At 74.7% G+C, this 15,237-nt stretch carries 13 protein-coding genes and 1 pseudogene; 10 read left to right on the top strand and 4 right to left on the bottom strand.

Going from position 1 to position 15,237, the window contains the following annotated elements; translation table 11 throughout:
* Positions 1–47 precede the first annotated feature (47 nt).
* The 7 genes from ACWENR_RS00795 (at position 48) to ACWENR_RS00765 (ending at position 8,143) form a co-directional block, all read left to right on the top strand.
* The gene (locus ACWENR_RS00795; RefSeq protein WP_452274988.1) at positions 48–458 is read left to right on the top strand and encodes an HIT family protein; all 411 of its coding nucleotides are present in this window, start codon (positions 48–50) and stop codon (positions 456–458) included.
* Between the two features lie 160 nt (positions 459–618).
* Positions 619–1,281, top strand: a complete 663-nt coding sequence (gene msrA, locus ACWENR_RS00790; RefSeq protein ID WP_452274987.1) for a peptide-methionine (S)-S-oxide reductase MsrA — start codon at positions 619–621, stop codon at positions 1,279–1,281.
* A gap of 280 nt (positions 1,282–1,561) precedes the next feature.
* Positions 1,562–3,346, top strand: coding sequence for an N-acetylglutaminylglutamine amidotransferase (locus ACWENR_RS00785; protein ID WP_452274986.1), 1,785 nt, complete (start codon positions 1,562–1,564; stop codon positions 3,344–3,346).
* Positions 3,347–3,348: 2 nt separating this feature from the next.
* Entirely contained in the window at positions 3,349–5,160 is a 1,812-nt protein-coding gene (ngg, locus tag ACWENR_RS00780) for an N-acetylglutaminylglutamine synthetase (protein ID WP_452274985.1), read from the top strand.
* Positions 5,157–6,341 carry an osmoprotectant NAGGN system M42 family peptidase gene (locus tag ACWENR_RS00775; RefSeq protein WP_452274984.1) on the top strand — a complete coding sequence of 395 codons (1,185 nt, stop codon included), beginning with the start codon at positions 5,157–5,159 and terminating at the stop codon, positions 6,339–6,341. Before ngg ends, ACWENR_RS00775 begins: the two co-directional genes overlap by 4 nt.
* A 366-nt stretch (positions 6,342–6,707) precedes the next feature.
* A complete protein-coding gene (locus tag ACWENR_RS00770; protein ID WP_452274983.1) occupies positions 6,708–7,637 on the top strand; it encodes a ribonuclease Z in 930 nt (309 codons plus the stop codon).
* Positions 7,634–8,143 carry an N-acetyltransferase family protein gene (locus ACWENR_RS00765; RefSeq protein ID WP_452274982.1) on the top strand — a complete coding sequence of 170 codons (510 nt, stop codon included), beginning with the start codon at positions 7,634–7,636 and terminating at the stop codon, positions 8,141–8,143. The genes ACWENR_RS00770 and ACWENR_RS00765 overlap by 4 nt, the downstream gene beginning before the upstream one ends.
* Before the next feature lie 37 nt (positions 8,144–8,180).
* On the opposite strand, the gene ACWENR_RS00760 is transcribed toward ACWENR_RS00765, so the two are convergent.
* From ACWENR_RS00760 to ACWENR_RS00750, 3 genes are all read right to left on the bottom strand, one after another.
* The gene (locus ACWENR_RS00760; protein ID WP_452274981.1) at positions 8,181–9,242 is read right to left on the bottom strand and encodes a tetratricopeptide repeat protein; all 1,062 of its coding nucleotides are present in this window, start codon (positions 9,240–9,242) and stop codon (positions 8,181–8,183) included.
* Between the two features lie 131 nt (positions 9,243–9,373).
* The gene (locus ACWENR_RS00755) at positions 9,374–10,744 is read right to left on the bottom strand and encodes a cystathionine beta-synthase (RefSeq protein WP_452274980.1); all 1,371 of its coding nucleotides are present in this window, start codon (positions 10,742–10,744) and stop codon (positions 9,374–9,376) included.
* Positions 10,745–10,821: 77 nt separating this feature from the next.
* Complete coding sequence (locus ACWENR_RS00750) at positions 10,822–11,178, bottom strand: YkvA family protein (RefSeq protein WP_452274979.1); 357 nt, start codon at positions 11,176–11,178, stop codon at positions 10,822–10,824.
* A 148-nt stretch (positions 11,179–11,326) separates the two neighbouring features.
* Between ACWENR_RS00750 and ACWENR_RS00745 the strand changes: the two are divergent.
* The 3 genes and pseudogenes from ACWENR_RS00745 to ACWENR_RS00735 form a co-directional block, all read left to right on the top strand.
* A pseudogene (locus tag ACWENR_RS00745) lies at positions 11,327–12,381 on the top strand (SGNH/GDSL hydrolase family protein); the annotation flags it as partial.
* Positions 12,370–13,173, top strand: a complete 804-nt coding sequence (locus ACWENR_RS00740) for an SGNH/GDSL hydrolase family protein (RefSeq protein WP_452275056.1) — start codon at positions 12,370–12,372, stop codon at positions 13,171–13,173. The pseudogene ACWENR_RS00745 and the gene ACWENR_RS00740, both read left to right, overlap by 12 nt.
* 326 nt (positions 13,174–13,499) lie before the next feature.
* Positions 13,500–14,762: an acetyl-CoA C-acetyltransferase gene (locus ACWENR_RS00735; RefSeq protein ID WP_452274978.1), complete on the top strand. Its 1,263-nt coding sequence runs from the start codon at positions 13,500–13,502 to the stop codon at positions 14,760–14,762.
* A 49-nt stretch (positions 14,763–14,811) separates the two neighbouring features.
* On the opposite strand, the gene ACWENR_RS00730 is transcribed toward ACWENR_RS00735, so the two are convergent.
* The gene (locus ACWENR_RS00730) at positions 14,812–15,132 is read right to left on the bottom strand and encodes a hypothetical protein (RefSeq protein ID WP_452274977.1); all 321 of its coding nucleotides are present in this window, start codon (positions 15,130–15,132) and stop codon (positions 14,812–14,814) included.
* Positions 15,133–15,237: the final 105 nt, after the last annotated feature.

The raw sequence follows: 15,237 nt of genomic DNA, 5'->3' as shown, positions 1-15,237 counted from the left end.
CGGACTGGTGCAACGCGCCGGGCGGGGATCCGCTCTAACCTGACCGGATGAGCGGGTGCGTGTTCTGCGGCATCGTGGCGGGCGGGACCACCGCGTTCCGGGTGGCGGACGAGCCGGCCGGGGTGGCGTTCCTGGACACCCGGCCGGTCTTCCGGGGCCACGTGCTGGTGGTACCCCGCCAGCACGTGGTCACCCTGGCCGACCTGCCGGCCGAGGAGATCGGCCGCTACTTCGGGCTGGTCCGCCGGATGGCCGTCGCCGTCGAGACCGGTCTGGGTGCCGGCGGCACGTTCGTCGCGATGAACAACAGGGTCTCCCAGTCGGTTCCGCACCTGCACACCCACGTCGTGCCCCGGACCAGAGGCGACGGGCTGCGTGGCTTCTTCTGGCCGCGCACCCGCTACGCCGACGACGCCGAGGCCCGGGAATACGCCGATCGGATAGCCGCCGCGGGGTGAGCCGCACCTGACGCCCCCGCTTCCGGCAGCCGGTCCCCCGGCGGTCACGCCTGTCCCGTGCGCCCCACCATGCCTGGCGGGTCTGTCCCGGCCGACGGCGGGTAAGGAAGGCGGGTCCGGCGGTGTTGCACGCTGGGAGAGGTACGAGAGGAGTCCCACCGTGTTCCTGCGCCGTATGAAGGCCGAGCTGCCCACCCCCGACCAGGCCCTGCCGGGCCGTCCGATCGCGATGCCCGTCGCGGACCGGCACGAGGTGCTGGGCACCCCGCTCAAGGGCCCGTTCCCGGAGGGCTCGCAGGTGGCCGTGTTCGGCATGGGCTGCTTCTGGGGCGCCGAGCGGCTGTTCTGGACCCTGCCGGGCGTGCTCACCACGTCCGCCGGTTACGCGGGCGGCAGCACGCCGAACCCGACGTACGAGGAGGTGTGCTCGGGCATGACGGGGCACGCCGAGGTGGTCCAGGTGGTCTACGACCCCGACGTGATCAGCTACGAGGACCTGCTCAAGGTCTTCTGGGAGAACCACGACCCGACCCAGGGCATGCGCCAGGGCAACGACGTGGGCACCCAGTACCGGTCGACGATCTACGCCACCACCGACGAGCAGCTCGCCACCGCGCGGGCGTCGCGGGACGCGTTCGCGCCGATCGTGGCGCGCGCCGGCAAGGGCGAGATCACCACGGAGATCGACCGGCTCGGCGACTACTACTTCGCCGAGGACCACCACCAGCAGTACCTCGCCCCGACGAAGAACCCGAACGGCTACTGCAACCACGGCCCGAACGGGCTGAGCTGCCCGGTCGGCATCGCCCGCACCGCCGGCTGAGCCAGGCACCGCCGGCCAGGCCCCGCACCGCCGGCCGAGCCGGGCACCGCCGGTCGAGCGCCGGCCGCCCGGCTTGGCCGGCCCGCGCCCCAGGAACGGGTCTGCGGTCTTTGTCACACCGCGGGCCCGTTTCCGATTCGGGCAACGGGCGGGGCCAGGCCGGAAAGTCCCGGGGTCGCGCGGGCCCGGCGCGTGCGGGCGCGCATCTTAACAACCACGCACACTCCCTGGCATCAGCTCAACGGGCGAACCCCACCGGCCTCTGGCAGCATTGCCTCGCATGTGCGGACTTGCGGGAGAGTTCCGCCGTGACGGCTCGCGCGCCGACGTGTCGGCGGTGGAGCGCATGGCGGCCACGATGAGCGACCGGGGGCCCGACGACAGCGGCGTCTGGGCCCAGGGCCCGACGGCCCTCGGACACCGACGCCTGAAGATCATCGACCTGTCCGCGGCGAGCGGGCAGCCGCTCGTCGATCCCGGCGCGGGACTGACGGGCGTCTTCAACGGGTGCATCTACAACTACCGTGAGCTGCGCGCGGAACTCCAGGCCAAGGGCCACCGCTTCTTCTCCTCGGGCGACAGCGAGGTCGTGCTCAAGGCGTACGCCGAGTGGGGGCTCGACTTCGTCGACCACCTGGTCGGCATGTTCGCCGTGGCGATCAGCGAGCGGGACACGGGCCGGCTGGTGCTGGCCCGGGACCGGCTCGGCATCAAGCCGCTCTACGTGGCCGAGACGCCGGGCGTGGTGCGCTTCGCCAGCACCCTGCCCGCGCTGTTGGCCGGCGGCGGCGTCGACACCGGCATCGACCCGGTCGCGCTGGCGCACTACCTGAGCTTCCACAGCATCGTGCCGCCGCCGCGCACCATCCTGCGCGGCGTCGCCAAGCTGCCCCCGGCGACCGTACGCGTCTACGAGGCCGACGGGCGCACCTCCGAGCGGGTCTACTGGGACCCGTCCTTCACCCGCTCCGCCGAGCGGGCCGGCTGGTCCGAGCGGGACTGGCAGGACGCCCTGCTGGAGTCGCTCACCACCGCCGTGCGCCGGCGGATGGTCGCCGACGTGCCGGTCGGCGTGCTGCTCTCCGGCGGGCTGGACTCCAGCCTGGTGGTCGCCCTGCTCGCCGGCGAGGGCCAGCGCGGGCTCTCCACCTTCTCCATCGGCTTCGACTCCGTCGGCGGCCGGGAGGGCGACGAGTTCCGCTACTCCGACCTCGTCGCGAAGACGTTCGACACCGACCACCACCAGATCCGGGTGGCCGCCGCCGACCTCGTGCCGCCCCTGGAGGCGGCCGTCGCCGCGATGTCCGAGCCGATGGTCAGCCACGACTGCGTGGCGTTCTACCTGCTCAGCGAGGAGGTCGCCAGGCACGTCAAGGTGGTCCAGTCCGGCCAGGGCGCGGACGAGATCCTCGGCGGCTACCACTGGTACCCGCCGCTGGCCCGGGTCGGCCGGGACGAGGCGCTCGACACGTACGCCCGGGCGTTCTTCGACCGGGACGCGGCCGGGCTGGCCCGGGTGCTGAACCCGGCGTGGCTGGCCGACGGCGACCCGGCCCGGGAGTTCGTGGCCGCGCACCTCGGCCGGGCCGGCGCCCAGACGGCCGTCGACGCCGGGCTGCGGATCGACACCCAGGTCATGCTGACCGACGACCCGGTCAAGCGGGTGGACAACATGACGATGGCGCACGGGCTGGAGGCCCGGGTGCCGTTCCTCGACCACGAGTTCGTCGAGCTGGCCGCGAGCTGCCCGCCGGAGCTGAAGCTGGCGCAGGGCGGCAAGGGGGTGCTCAAGGAGATCGGCCGCCGGGTGCTGCCGCACGAGGTCATCGACCGGCCGAAGGGCTACTTCCCCGTGCCGGGCCTCACCCACCTGGAGGGCAAGCTCCTCGACCGGGTACGCGACGCGCTCTCCGCGCCCGAGGCCCGCCGCCGCGACCTGTTCCGCGCCGACTACGTCGACGCGCTGCTCGCCGACCCGAACGCCGAACTGACCCCGTTGAACGGAAACAAGCTGTGGCAACTCGGACTCCTGGAAATGTGGCTCCAGAGCCACGGAATCGACTGACCGTGACCGACACCCTGGCGACCGGCGCGGCCCGGTCCGACCGGATGCGCAACGGCCGGCGACGGGAGCGGGTCGGCCCCGGCGGCGACCCGGTGGCACCGGGACCGGCGGAGGCCCCGACCCGCGAGGGCGACACCGACGTCGTGCTGGACTGCGGCTGGGGGCGGCTCGTCTTCGGCCAGACCTTCGCCGACCAGGCCGCCGTCGCCGCCGTGCTGCGCTCCGAGGCGGCCGGCTCGCGGGACATCTGCATCTACCTGCGCGACCCGCACGTGCTGGTGTCCCGGCTGCCCGACGAGCTCTTCATCGACCCGTCGCTGACCTACCGGCTGCCGCTCACCGGCGACCGGCCGGCCGACGAGGACGTGCCGGGGCTGACGATCCGCCCGCTGGCCACCGCCGCGGACGCCGACGCGGTGAACCGGATCTACGCCCGCAACGGCATGGTCACCGCCCCGGTCGACGTGCTCGTCGCCAACGCGCGCACCGAGCGCTTCCTGCACCTCGTCGCCGAGGACGCCACCGGCGAGGTCGTCGGCACCATCACCGGCGTGGACCACGTCGCGGTCTTCGACGACCCCGACAACGGGGCCAGCCTGTGGTGCCTGACCGTCGACTTCAACACCGCGCCGCCCGGCACCGGCCAGGCGCTGATCACCGCGCTCGCCGCGCGGCTGGTCGCGCGCGGCCGGGCGTACGTGGACCTGTCGGTGCTCGCCGAGAACGGCGGGGCGATCCGCCTCTACGAGCGGCTCGGCTTCTACCGGACGTCGACGCTCTGCGTGAAGCGGAAGAACCCGATCAACGAGCGGCTCTTCCTGCCCGCCATGCCGGAGGGGTACGACCAGCTCAACCCGTACGCGAAGATCGTCGCCGACGAGGCGATGCGGCGCGGCATCCGGGTGGAGGTGACCGACCCGGCCTTTGGCGAGCTGCGGCTCTCCAGCGGCGGGCGGACCGTGCTGACCCGCGAGTCGCTGTCGGAGCTGACCTCGGCGGTGGCGATGAGCCGCTGCGACGACAAGCGGGTGACCCGCCGGATCCTCGCCGAGGCCGGCCTGGCCGTGCCGCGCGGGCGCACCGCCACGGGCGACGAGGGCGACGCCGCCTTCCTCGCCGAGGTCGGCCGAGTGGTGGTCAAGCCGGCGCGGGGCGAGCAGGGCAACGGCATCACGGTGGGGGTACGGACCCCCGAGGCGCTGGCCGCCGCCGTCGAGCTGGCCGCCCGGTTCTGCCCCGACGTGCTGATCGAGGAGATGCGCGCCGGGGAGGACCTGCGGGTGGTCGTCATCGACCACGAGGTGGTGGCCGCCGCGGTCCGCCGCCCCGCCTCGGTCACCGGCGACGGGGTGCACGACATCGCCGAGCTGATCGAGCGGCAGAGCCGCCGCCGGGCCGCCGCCACCGGCGGCGAGTCCACCATCCCGCTGGACGACATGACCCGGGACGTGCTCGCCGAGGCCGGCCACGAGCTGCACGACGTGCTGCCCGAGGGCCAGGTGCTGGCCGTACGCAGGACCGCCAACCTGCACACCGGCGGCACCATCCACGACGTCACCGCGGAGCTGCACCCGGCGATCGCCGAGGCGTGCGTGGCGGCCAGCCGCGCGCTGGACATCCCGGTCACCGGGCTGGACCTGCTGGTGCCCGCGCCGGACGGCCCCGAGCACGTCTTCATCGAGGCCAACGAGCGGCCCGGCCTGGCCAACCACGAGCCCCAGCCGACCGCCGAACGCTTCGTCGACCTGCTCTTCCCGGGCACCCGCGCCCCGCAGCGGCTCTGGTCCCCGGTCGGCCCGGGAGGCGCCGCGTGAGCCCGCGACCCCTGGAGATCGACCTGGACTACCTGCGCCAGGTGCTGGTGGAGCTGCTGGAGATCCCGAGCCCGTCGGGGCGCACCGACCACGTGCAGCAGTACGTCGGCGAGCGGCTCTCCGCGCTCGGCATCGGCTCGACGCTGACCCGGCGCGGCGCGCTGAGCGCCTGCCTGCCCGGCCCCCGGTCCACCGGGGCCGACCGGGCGATCGTCGTGCACACCGACACCATCGGCGGCATGGTCAAGCGGCTGAAGGAGAACGGCCGGCTGGAGCTGAAGCCGATCGGCACGCACAGCGCCCGGTTCGCCGAGGGCGCGCACGTGCGGATCTTCACCGACGACCTGGACCGGGTGATCACCGGCCAGGTGCTCCCCCTCAAGGCCAGCGGCCACCGCTACAACGAGGCCGTCGACTCCCAGGGCATCGGCTGGGAGCAGGTCGAGGTGCGCGTCGACGAGCCGGTCGACGACATCGCCGGGCTGCGCGCGCTCGGCGTCGACGCCGGGGACTTCGTCGCGTTCCTGCCGAACCCGACGGTCACCCCGGCCGGGTACGTCAAGTCCCGGCACCTCGACGACAAGGCGGGCGTGGCGGCGGTGCTGACCGCGTTCAAGGCGATGGTCGACGCCGGCGTGCGCCCGGCCGTCACCGCGCACCTGCTGGTCACGGTGACCGAGGAGATCGGGCACGGCGCCTCGCACGGCCTCGACCCCGACGTGGCGGAGATCGTCTCGGTGGACGCGGCGGTGGTCGCCCCCGGCCAGCAGTCCCGCGAGGACGCGGCCACCCTGGCGATGGGCGACGGGGTGGGACCGTTCGACTACCACCTGACCCGCAACCTGGCCTCGATCGCCGCGGAGCACGGGGTGGACCTCGTCCGCGACGTCTTCGACTACTACCGCTCCGACGTGGCGGCGGCGGTGGAGGCCGGGGCGCACGCCCGGGTGGCGCTGCTCGGCTTCGGCGTCGACGCCACCCACGGCCACGAGCGCACCCACCTCGACGGGCTGCGCCAGCTCACCCAGCTGCTCTGCCTCTACCTCCAGAGCGACCTGGTCTTCCCCGAGTGGGACGCCGAGCCGGAGGGCGACCTGGCCGACTTCCCGTCGCTGGCGGTGCAGCCGGCCAGCGAGGAGGGCCCGCGCGAGGGGCCGATCGGCATCGCCGAGCACCCGTGACCGCCCGGTCGGTCGGGCCGGCCGGCGGGCGCGCTATTCCCGCGGGCCCTGTGATCGAAATCCGTTGCCCGGGGCGCGAGGGCTGGATAGCGTGGCCGTACACGGGAAAGGAGGTGGTCCAGACTTGTATAGCAATCGGACTCGTGAGGTGGCTGTCCGCTAGCCGCTGTCCTCGACAGTAAACTCGTCCGCCGCGAGGCGGGCACAGCACCATCGTCGAGACCGTGTGGCAGCGGTGCGGCGAAACCACGACAGCCACCCGACCCCCGGGGTGCCGGCCCAGTCCAGCCGGCCCGCGCGCGAGCGCGGAAGCCCCGGGGGTCGACCCTTTTCCGCCCCGTCCGCAGGGCGCAGCCGGAGGTCACCGTGTCGATGCGCGAGCTGGTGGTGCTCGGGACGGCCAGCCAGGCGCCGACCCGGCAGCGCAACCACAACGGGTACGTGCTGCGCTGGGACGACGAGGTGATCCTCTTCGACCCGGGCGAGGGCAGCCAGCGGCAGCTCCTGCACACCACGGTCACCGCCACCGACCTCACCCGGATCTGCGTCACCCACTTCCACGGCGACCACTGCCTCGGCCTGCCCGGCACCATCCAGCGGCTCTCGCTGGACCGGGTGCCGCACCCGGTGGCGGTGCACTTCCCGGCCGGCGGCGCCGAATACTTCGCCCGGCTGCGGCACGCCAGCTCCTTCCACGAGACCGCCGAGCTGCGCGTCGAGCCGATCGACGCCGACGGGCAGCGGATCACCATGGGCGTGGGCACGCTGGAGGCCCGCCGGCTGCGGCACCCGATCGAGACGTACGGCTACCGGCTCGTCGAGCCGGACGGCTGCCGGATGCTGCCGGAGCGGCTGGCCGCGTACGGCATCGCCGGGCCGGCCGTCGGCGAGCTGATCCGCGTCGGCCACCTCGACGTCGGCGGGCGCCGCGTCACCCGCGAGGAGGTGAGCGTGCCGAGGCCGGGGCAGCGCTTCGCCTTCGTCATGGACACGGGCCTCTGCGACGGGGTCTACGCCCTCGCCGAGCACGCCGACCTGCTGGTCATCGAGTCGACGTTCCTCGACTCGGAGGCCGCGCTCGCCGCCGAGGTCGGCCACCTCACGGCGGGCCAGGCCGCGCGGGTGGCGGCCGAGTCGGGCGTACGCCGACTCGTGCTCACCCACTTCTCCCAGCGGTACGCCGACGCGAGCCGCTTCGCCGACGAGGCCCGGGCGCACTTCGACGGCGACCTGGTGATCGCCGAGGACCTGACGACCGTGCAGGTGCCGCCCCGGCGGGTAGCCTCGGCCCGGTGACGGTCACCCTCCGCCCCGCCACCGAGGCCGACCTGATGCCGGTCGGCGCCCTGCACCAGCGGTCCCGGGCGGCGGCGTACGCGTCGTTCCTGCCGCCGGAGGCGCTGGCCGAGCCGGGGCCGGAGGCGATGGGACGCTACTGGGCCGAGCGGTGGGGCTGGGAACGCGACGAGCACCGGATGACCGTCGCCGAGCGCGGCGGCCGGCTGGTCGGCTTCAGCTACCTCGGGCCCGACGACGAGGGCGACCCGGCGACGGGCCTGCTCAACGCCATCCACCTCGACCCGGCCGAACGCGGCCGGGGCACCGGCCGCGCGCTGATGGTCGACGCGCTGGCCGCCATGCGTGCGCGCGGCTGGTCCCGGGCGGTGCTCTGGGTGCTGGCGGCCAACGACCACGCCCGGCGCTTCTACGAGCGCGGCGGCTGGGCACCCACCGGCGTCACCCACGACGAGCACATCGGCCCGGCGCTCGTGGCCCAGCTCCGCTACGCCCGGCGGCTCTGACCGTCGCCACCCCGCACTGCCGCCTTCCCACCGACGTTCAGCGGGGCAGGGGAAGGTCGAGCTTTTCCCGCAACTCCGCCAGCCCTCGTGTGTGTTTCTCGTTGCGCGTGTCCTCGACGATGCCGTGGAGCGCGAGCACGAGCCTGCGGCCACGCTCGTACCGTTCGTCGCTCCAGGTCTTCAGGCGCTCCAGCCCCGCGTGCACCGGCCCGAAGTCCGCCGTGTGGGGAAACAGATGGAAACCGACGTCGACGAGCGCGGGACGGCTTACCTCCGTGCGATGGAGGACGGACTCGAAGGGCTCCCGCACCACCGCGCCCTCGCTCACGCCGCTGTTCTCCACCTGCTCCCAGACGACGTCCAGCCACGGCTCGCCCGCGACCAGCTCACCGAACCGGAGGGCGACCCAGGGATGCAGCCCCTCGCTCCCACTCCTGGTCGGGTGGGACTCGCCGTGCGCGTGTTCGAGGACCCCGCCGGCCGCCTCCGGGTCGCCCCGCCCGACGAGCAGATGGCCCTCGAGGTGGCCCGCGTAGCCCGCGAACAGGCCGTCCCACGTCCGTCGTACGTGGCGCAGCGGCTGGAGGGCCGCGGCCGGCTCGCCGCTCTGGAGCAGGAGGTTGCCGAGGAGGAGGCCGGCGAGGTCACCGCTGTCGGTGTCCCGGTGCCGGTCGGCGGCCTGCTCGAACCCGTTCCGGGCCGCCTCCGGGTCCCCGGTGAGCTGGGCCGCGAGGCTCTGGAGGAGCAGCCGACCCGAGGCCGAGGACGTGTACGAGTGGAAGCCCGGGGCGAGCATCACGGCGGCCAGGGGGCCCAGCCAGGGGTCCTCTCCCGCGGCCACCTGCGCCAGCCATTGCCGGCAGGGACCACCGGGCCCGCTCTCGCCGAGTTCGACGCCCGCCAGCGCCATGGCCGCGTGCCCGGACTCGGCGGTGCGTCCCGTGCCGGCGATCGTGGTCAGCAGGGCCCGCGCCTGCGGCACGTCACCCGCCCGGTACGCCGCCAGCGCGTGCTCGACCTCGGCCGGCACCGGACTCAGGGGATCGGGGGGAAGCGGAAGGGCCCGCCCCTCGGAGTCCAGCAAAGGTTGGTCGCTCATGTCACCACTCTCCGTGCGAGGGTCCGCGCTTGCGTGCGGAGGTTCGCGCGAGTGTGGCACGGGCGTCCGACACCGATCACCAGACGAAGGAAGGGCCCCCTGTCGTCGGGGGCCCTTCCTTCGTCACAGCGTCAGCGGGCGCCGAGGTGGGCCAGCAGGTCCTGGCGGGTGAGGACGCCCCTGGGCTTGCCGTCGACCAGCACCAGCGCGGCGTCGGACTTCTCCAGCAGGCCCACCGCCTCGCTCACCGGCTGCCCGCCACCGATCATCGGCAGCGGCTCGGCCATGTGCCGCTCGATGGTGTCGTGCAGGTGCGCCTGCCCGGTGAAGAGCGCGTCGAGCAGGTCCCGCTCGGCGATCGAGCCGGCCACCTCGCCGGTGACCACCGGCGGCTCGGCCTTGAGCACCGGCAGCTGCGAGACGCCGTACTCGCGCATGTAGTCGATGGCGTCGCGGACCGTCTCGGTCGGGTGCACGTGCACCAGCTCGGGCAGGCCGCCCGGCTTGCTCGCCAGCGCGTCGGCGACGGTCGGCTCGGTGCCGGAGTTGTCCAGGAAGCCGTACCGGGCCATCCAGTCGTCGTTGAAGATCTTGGACAGGTAGCCCTTGCCGCTGTCGGGCAGCAGCACCACGACGACGTCGTCCGGGCCGGCCTTGCGGGCCACCTCAAGGGCGGCCACCACGGCCATGCCGCAGGAGCCGCCGACCAGCAGCCCCTCCTCGCGGGCCAGCCGCCGGGTCATCTCGAACGACGCCTTGTCGGAGACCTCGATGATCTCGTCGGCGACGCCCCGGTCGTACGTCTCCGGCCAGAAGTCCTCGCCGACGCCCTCGACCAGGTAGGGCCGGCCGGTGCCGCCGGAGTAGACCGAGCCCTCCGGGTCGGCGCCGATCACCCTGACCCGACCCTCCGACGCCTCCTTGAGGTAGCGGCCGATGCCGGAGATGGTGCCGCCGGTGCCGACGCCCGCCACGAAGTGGGTGAGCCCGCCCCCGGTCTGCTCCCACAGCTCGGGGCCGGTGGTCTCGTAGTGCGAGCGCGGGTTGGCCGGGTTGCTGTACTGGTTGGGCTTCCAGGCGCCGGGGATCTCCCGGGCCAGCCGGTCGGAGACGTTGTAGTAGGAGCGCGGGTCCTCCGGCGCCACGGCGGTCGGGCAGACCACCACCTCCGCGCCGTACGCCCGCAGCACGTCCTGCTTGTCCTGGCTGACCTTGTCGGGGCAGACGAAGACGCACCGGTAGCCCTTGAGCTGGGCCACCAGGGCCAGGCCGACGCCCGTGTTGCCGCTGGTCGGCTCGACGATCGTGCCGCCGGGCTGGAGGATGCCGGCCTTCTCCGCGTCCTCCACCATCCGCAGCGCGATCCGGTCCTTCACCGAACCGCCGGGGTTGAGGTACTCCACCTTCGCCAGCACGGTGGCCTGGATGCCGGCCGTGACGTTGCGCAGCCGTACCAGCGGGGTGTTGCCGATCAGCTCGACGACGTTGTCGTAGTACCGCACCTCGTTGTGCCCTTCTCCTCCGGCGCCGCCGGCGGCGGCCGGGCAGACGTGTTCTCGACGCCCCAGCGTACGTGGGTTCAGGAGACCACGTGCCCGGGGATGGTGGAGCTGCGACGAGCCTCCCACTCCAGGAACCGCTCGGTCTCGGCGAGCACGCTGCCGGCCAGCCAGGTCACCATGACCGCGTCGTCGGCGAGCCCGAAGACCGCCAGCGGGATCTCCGGCAGCAGGTCGATCGGCGAGACGATGTACGCCGTCGCGGCGGTCATCAGCGCCAGCCGCAGGCCGCCGTCGTACTCCCCCCGGGCGGTCGCCCGGATCATCCGGGGCAGCGCCGCCAGCCGCGCCCCGAGCGACGGGCCGCCCCGCGACCCGGCCGCGAGCGCCCTCGCCAGCGCGCTGAACGCGGCGCTCCGCTTCAATGTCTTCCCCATGTTCGGCCCCTCTCCGCGTGCCAGCGTGACGTGCCGGCGCAACTGCCGCCCGGACAACCGGACAGGTACCCAGGACCGCCCCCTTCCAGCCACCCGCGAGCCGACACGACGACGGCGGCGTGTCGTGCCGGCGCGATAATGTCGCTGTATGGGGGTCGCTGGTTCCGTCGTCCCGGTTCGTTCGCGCTGGCAGCGCGCTCGGCAGATCGCCCGCCTGGCGGCGATCGGCACGGGCGCGGCCACGGCGGCCGCCGTGGCGACCGGCGGCGTGCTCCTCGGCCAGGCCCGGCAGGCGCGACGCACCATCCCGATGGCGGAGGCGCCGCCGCCGCGCTGCGACGGGGTCTACGGCGCGAAGCTGCCCGGCCCGCCGGTCACCGTGGTCGTGCTCGGCGACTCGTCGGCCGCCGGCTACGGCGTGCACCGCCGCCGGGAGACGCCGGGCGCGCTGCTCGCCACCGGCCTGTCCCGCCGCCTGCAGCGGCCCGTCCGGCTGCACCGCTTCGCCGTGGTCGGCGCCATCTCCTCCGGGCTGCGGCACCAGGTGGAGGCGGCGCTGGAGTGCCGCCCCGACGTCGCGGTGATCCTGATCGGCGGCAACGACGTCACCAACCGCACGCCGCTCGGCCTGGCGGTGCGCTACCTGGTCGAGGCGGTCCGCGCGCTGCGCGCCGCCGGCTGCGAGGTGGTCGTCGGCACGTGCCCCGACCTGGGCGCCATCCGGCCGATCCAGCCGCCGCTGCGCTGGCTGGCCCGGCGCTGGAGCCGGCAGCTCGCCGCCGCCCAGACGGTCGCCGTGGTCGAGGCCGGCGGCTGGACGGTCTCCCTCGGCGACCTGCTCGGCCCCCGGTTCACCGCCGAGCCGACCCGGATGTTCGCCTGGGACCGGTTCCACCCCTCGGCGGAGGGCTACGCGGTGGCCGCCGCCGCGCTGCTGCCGACCGTGCTCTCCGCACTCGGCACCGGGCAGGAACGGCGCCCGGCCCGGGACGAGGGCGTGACCTCGCTGCCCGCCGCCGCGCAGGAGGCGGCCCGGCAGCCGGGCACCGAGGTCAGCGGCACGCGGGTGCGGGGGCGCGAACGCGGCCCCGCCGGCCGGTGGGCGCAGCTGCGCCGCCGGGCGTTCTTCGGCGTCGGCGCGGTGCCGCAACCCGGTCCCGCCGCCGACTCACCCACACTGGAAGGACTGGCATGAGCGAGCGCTTCATCCCCTCGGGGCTCGCCGGCCGACTGGGTCGGGCCGCGACGCTCTCCCTGATCGCCGGCACGGTGGGCGGCGCCGCCGTCCTCGCCGGCCAGGCGTTCGCCGCGCGGCACCGCCAGTACGCCCAGCCGGAGCTGGGGCTGGCGCTGCGCGCCACGGTGGGCCGCGCCGGCGCCCCGCCGCTGCGGCTGGTGCTGCTCGGCGACTCGTCCGCCCTCGGCGTCGGGGTCGAACGCCTCGACGACACCATCGGCGGTCAGCTCGCCAACCTGCTCGCGGAGGGCCCCAGCGGCCGGCGGGTGCACCTGTCCAGCGTCGGCGTCTCCGGTTCCCGCTCGACCGACCTGGCCACGCAGGTGGCCCGGGCGCTGCTCGGCGAGCGGCCCGACGTGGCGGTCGTCCTGATCGGGGCCAACGACGCGACCACCCTGCGTCGGCCGGCCGACGCCGCCGCCTACCTCGGCGCGGCCGTGCACCGGCTCCGCGAGGCCGGGGTGGAGGTGGTCGTCGGCACCTGCCCCGACCTCGGCGCCGTACGCGCGATCGCGCCGCCGCTGCGACACGTGGTCGGCTGGTCGGGGCGGCGGGTCGCCCGCGCCCAGACGGCGGCGGTGCTCGACGCGGGCGGCACCGTGGTCGACCTGGCCGCCGAGACGGGCCCGGTGTTCCGGGCCGACGCCGGCACGCTGTGCCACGACGGCTACCACCCCTCCGCCGACGGCTACCGGGTCTGGGCGCACGCCCTGCTGCCGGCCGTCGCCGCGGCGGCCGCGGTCGCCTCCCGCCACTGACGCCGCGTCCCCCGCCACCGGCTGGTGGGCGCGGAGCCGCCACCGACGCCGCACCGCCCGCGACCCCGGGGGGCGCGGAGCCGACACGCACCCGCGTCGCCCGCCACCGACGGGCGGGCGCGGAGCCGGCGTCGACGCCGCGGCGCCCGTCGCCCCGGTGGGCACCGGCTCCGCGCGTCGTCCGCGTCGACGCCGCGGCGCCCGTCGCCCCGGTGGCCACCGGCTCCGCGCGTCGTCCGCCTCGCCCCCGCGCCCGTGCCGGACGTGACATTTCCCGGCGCGCGGGCAACTTCCGCGTGAAGTTACCGGCGGGTTAACGTTGGTTCATGCCGACTGAGTCGTCCCGCGACGCCGTCATCGTCGCCACCGCCCGCTCCCCCATCGGCCGGGCGCACAAGGGGTCCCTGCGCGACGTCCGCCCGGACGACCTCGCCGCGACCATCGTGCGGGCCGCCCTGGACAAGATCCCCCAGCTCGACCCGACCGAGATCGACGACCTCTACCTGGGCTGCGGCCTGCCCGGCGGCGAGCAGGGCTTCAACATGGCCCGGGTGGTCGCCACCCTGATGGGGCTGGACACCCTGCCCGGCGCGACCCTCACCCGCTACTGCGCGTCCTCACTCCAGACCACCCGGATGGCGATGCACGCGATCCGGGCCGGCGAGGGTGACGTCTTCATCTCCGCCGGCGTCGAGACCGTCTCCCGGTACGCCCGCGGCAACTCCGACGGCCTCCCGCCGGAGGCGCAGGCGCTGGTCGGCGGCGGCTGGGAGAACCCGCGCTTCGCGGCGGCGGCCGAGCGCTCGAAGGCCCGCGCCCAGGGCGGCGCGCCGGTCTGGACCGACCCGCGCGAGGCCGGCGAGCTGCCGGACATCTACCTGACCATGGGGCAGACCGCCGAGAACCTGGCCCAGGTCCACGACGTGACCCGCGCCGACATGGACGAGTTCGGCGTACGCAGCCAGAACCTCGCCGAGAAGGCGATCGCCGACGGCTTCTGGGCCCGGGAGATCACCCCGGTCACCACGCCGGACGGCACCGTGGTCGGCGCCGACGACGGTCCGCGCCCCGGGGTCACCCTGGAGGCGGTCTCCGGCCTCAAGCCGGTGTTCCGCCCGGACGGCCGGATCACCGCCGGCAACTGCTGCCCACTCAACGACGGCGCGGCCGCCGTGGTAATCATGAGCGCCCAGCGGGCGAAGGACCTCGGGATCACCCCGCTGGCCCGGATCGTCTCCACCGGCGTGACCGCCCTGTCGCCGGAGATCATGGGTCTCGGCCCGGTCGAGGCCACCCGGCAGGCGCTCGGGCGGGCCGGCATGACCATCGACGACGTCGACCTGGTGGAGATCAACGAGGCGTTCGCCGCCCAGGTGATCCCGTCGTACCGGCAGCTCGACATCCCGCTGGAGAAGTTGAACGTGATGGGCGGCGCGATCGCCGTCGGTCACCCGTTCGGCATGACCGGCGCCCGGATCACCGGCACCCTGCTCAACGCCCTGGACTGGCACGACAAGACCATCGGCCTGGAGACCATGTGCGTCGGCGGCGGCCAGGGCATGGCCATGGTCGTCGAGCGCCTGAGCTGACGCCGGAGCCCGGCCCGCCCACCGGTGGGCCGGGACCGGGCAGCCGCGCCTAGAGCGCGTCGCGGGTCGCCGTCACCCCGGCGGCGGCCCGCGCCAGCACCTCGGGCGGCGGGGCCGCCGCGACCAGGTCGGCGGCCACCACCCGGAGCTGGTCGGGCAGCGCGAGGTCGTTGTCGAGCCGGGGCACCCCCCGCCGGGGCCCGCCCTCCGCGTCGGCGGCGAGGTCGGCGATCTCCTGCACCAGCCGGTGCACCAGGTCGGCCCGCGACACGTCGCCGTCGGCGGTTGGGGCCGCCCACCGGGGCTGCTGCCAGTGCCCGACCTGACGGACCAGCAGTCCCACCGCCCGGTCCAGCTCCGCTGCGCTCATCGCCGTCGAGTCTACGAACCCGGCTGGGCCCACCGGCGCCACGGGTGCGCCGGGGGCCGGCGGCGCAGGCGGGCGGGCAGCGCGTACCCCCGCAGGCACCCTGCT

Source organism: Micromonospora sp. NPDC004336 (genome assembly GCF_053602615.1).
This window is presented reverse-complemented; position numbering and strand designations above follow the sequence as displayed.

Bases quoted from the DNA above. Each gene is read 5' to 3' on its own strand.
- ACWENR_RS00795 (WP_452274988.1), top strand. From the start codon at position 48: ATGAGCGGGTGCGTGTTCTGCGGCATCGTGGCGGGCGGGACCACCGCG.
- ACWENR_RS00785 (WP_452274986.1), top strand. From the start codon at position 1,562: ATGTGCGGACTTGCGGGAGAGTTCCGCCGTGACGGCTCGCGCGCCGAC.
- ACWENR_RS00760 (WP_452274981.1), bottom strand. From the start codon at position 9,242: ATGAGCGACCAACCTTTGCTGGACTCCGAGGGGCGGGCCCTTCCGCTT.
- ACWENR_RS00750 (WP_452274979.1), bottom strand. From the start codon at position 11,178: ATGGGGAAGACATTGAAGCGGAGCGCCGCGTTCAGCGCGCTGGCGAGG.
- ACWENR_RS00740 (WP_452275056.1), top strand. From the start codon at position 12,370: ATGAGCGAGCGCTTCATCCCCTCGGGGCTCGCCGGCCGACTGGGTCGG.
- ACWENR_RS00735 (WP_452274978.1), top strand. From the start codon at position 13,500: ATGCCGACTGAGTCGTCCCGCGACGCCGTCATCGTCGCCACCGCCCGC.
- ACWENR_RS00730 (WP_452274977.1), bottom strand. From the start codon at position 15,132: ATGAGCGCAGCGGAGCTGGACCGGGCGGTGGGACTGCTGGTCCGTCAG.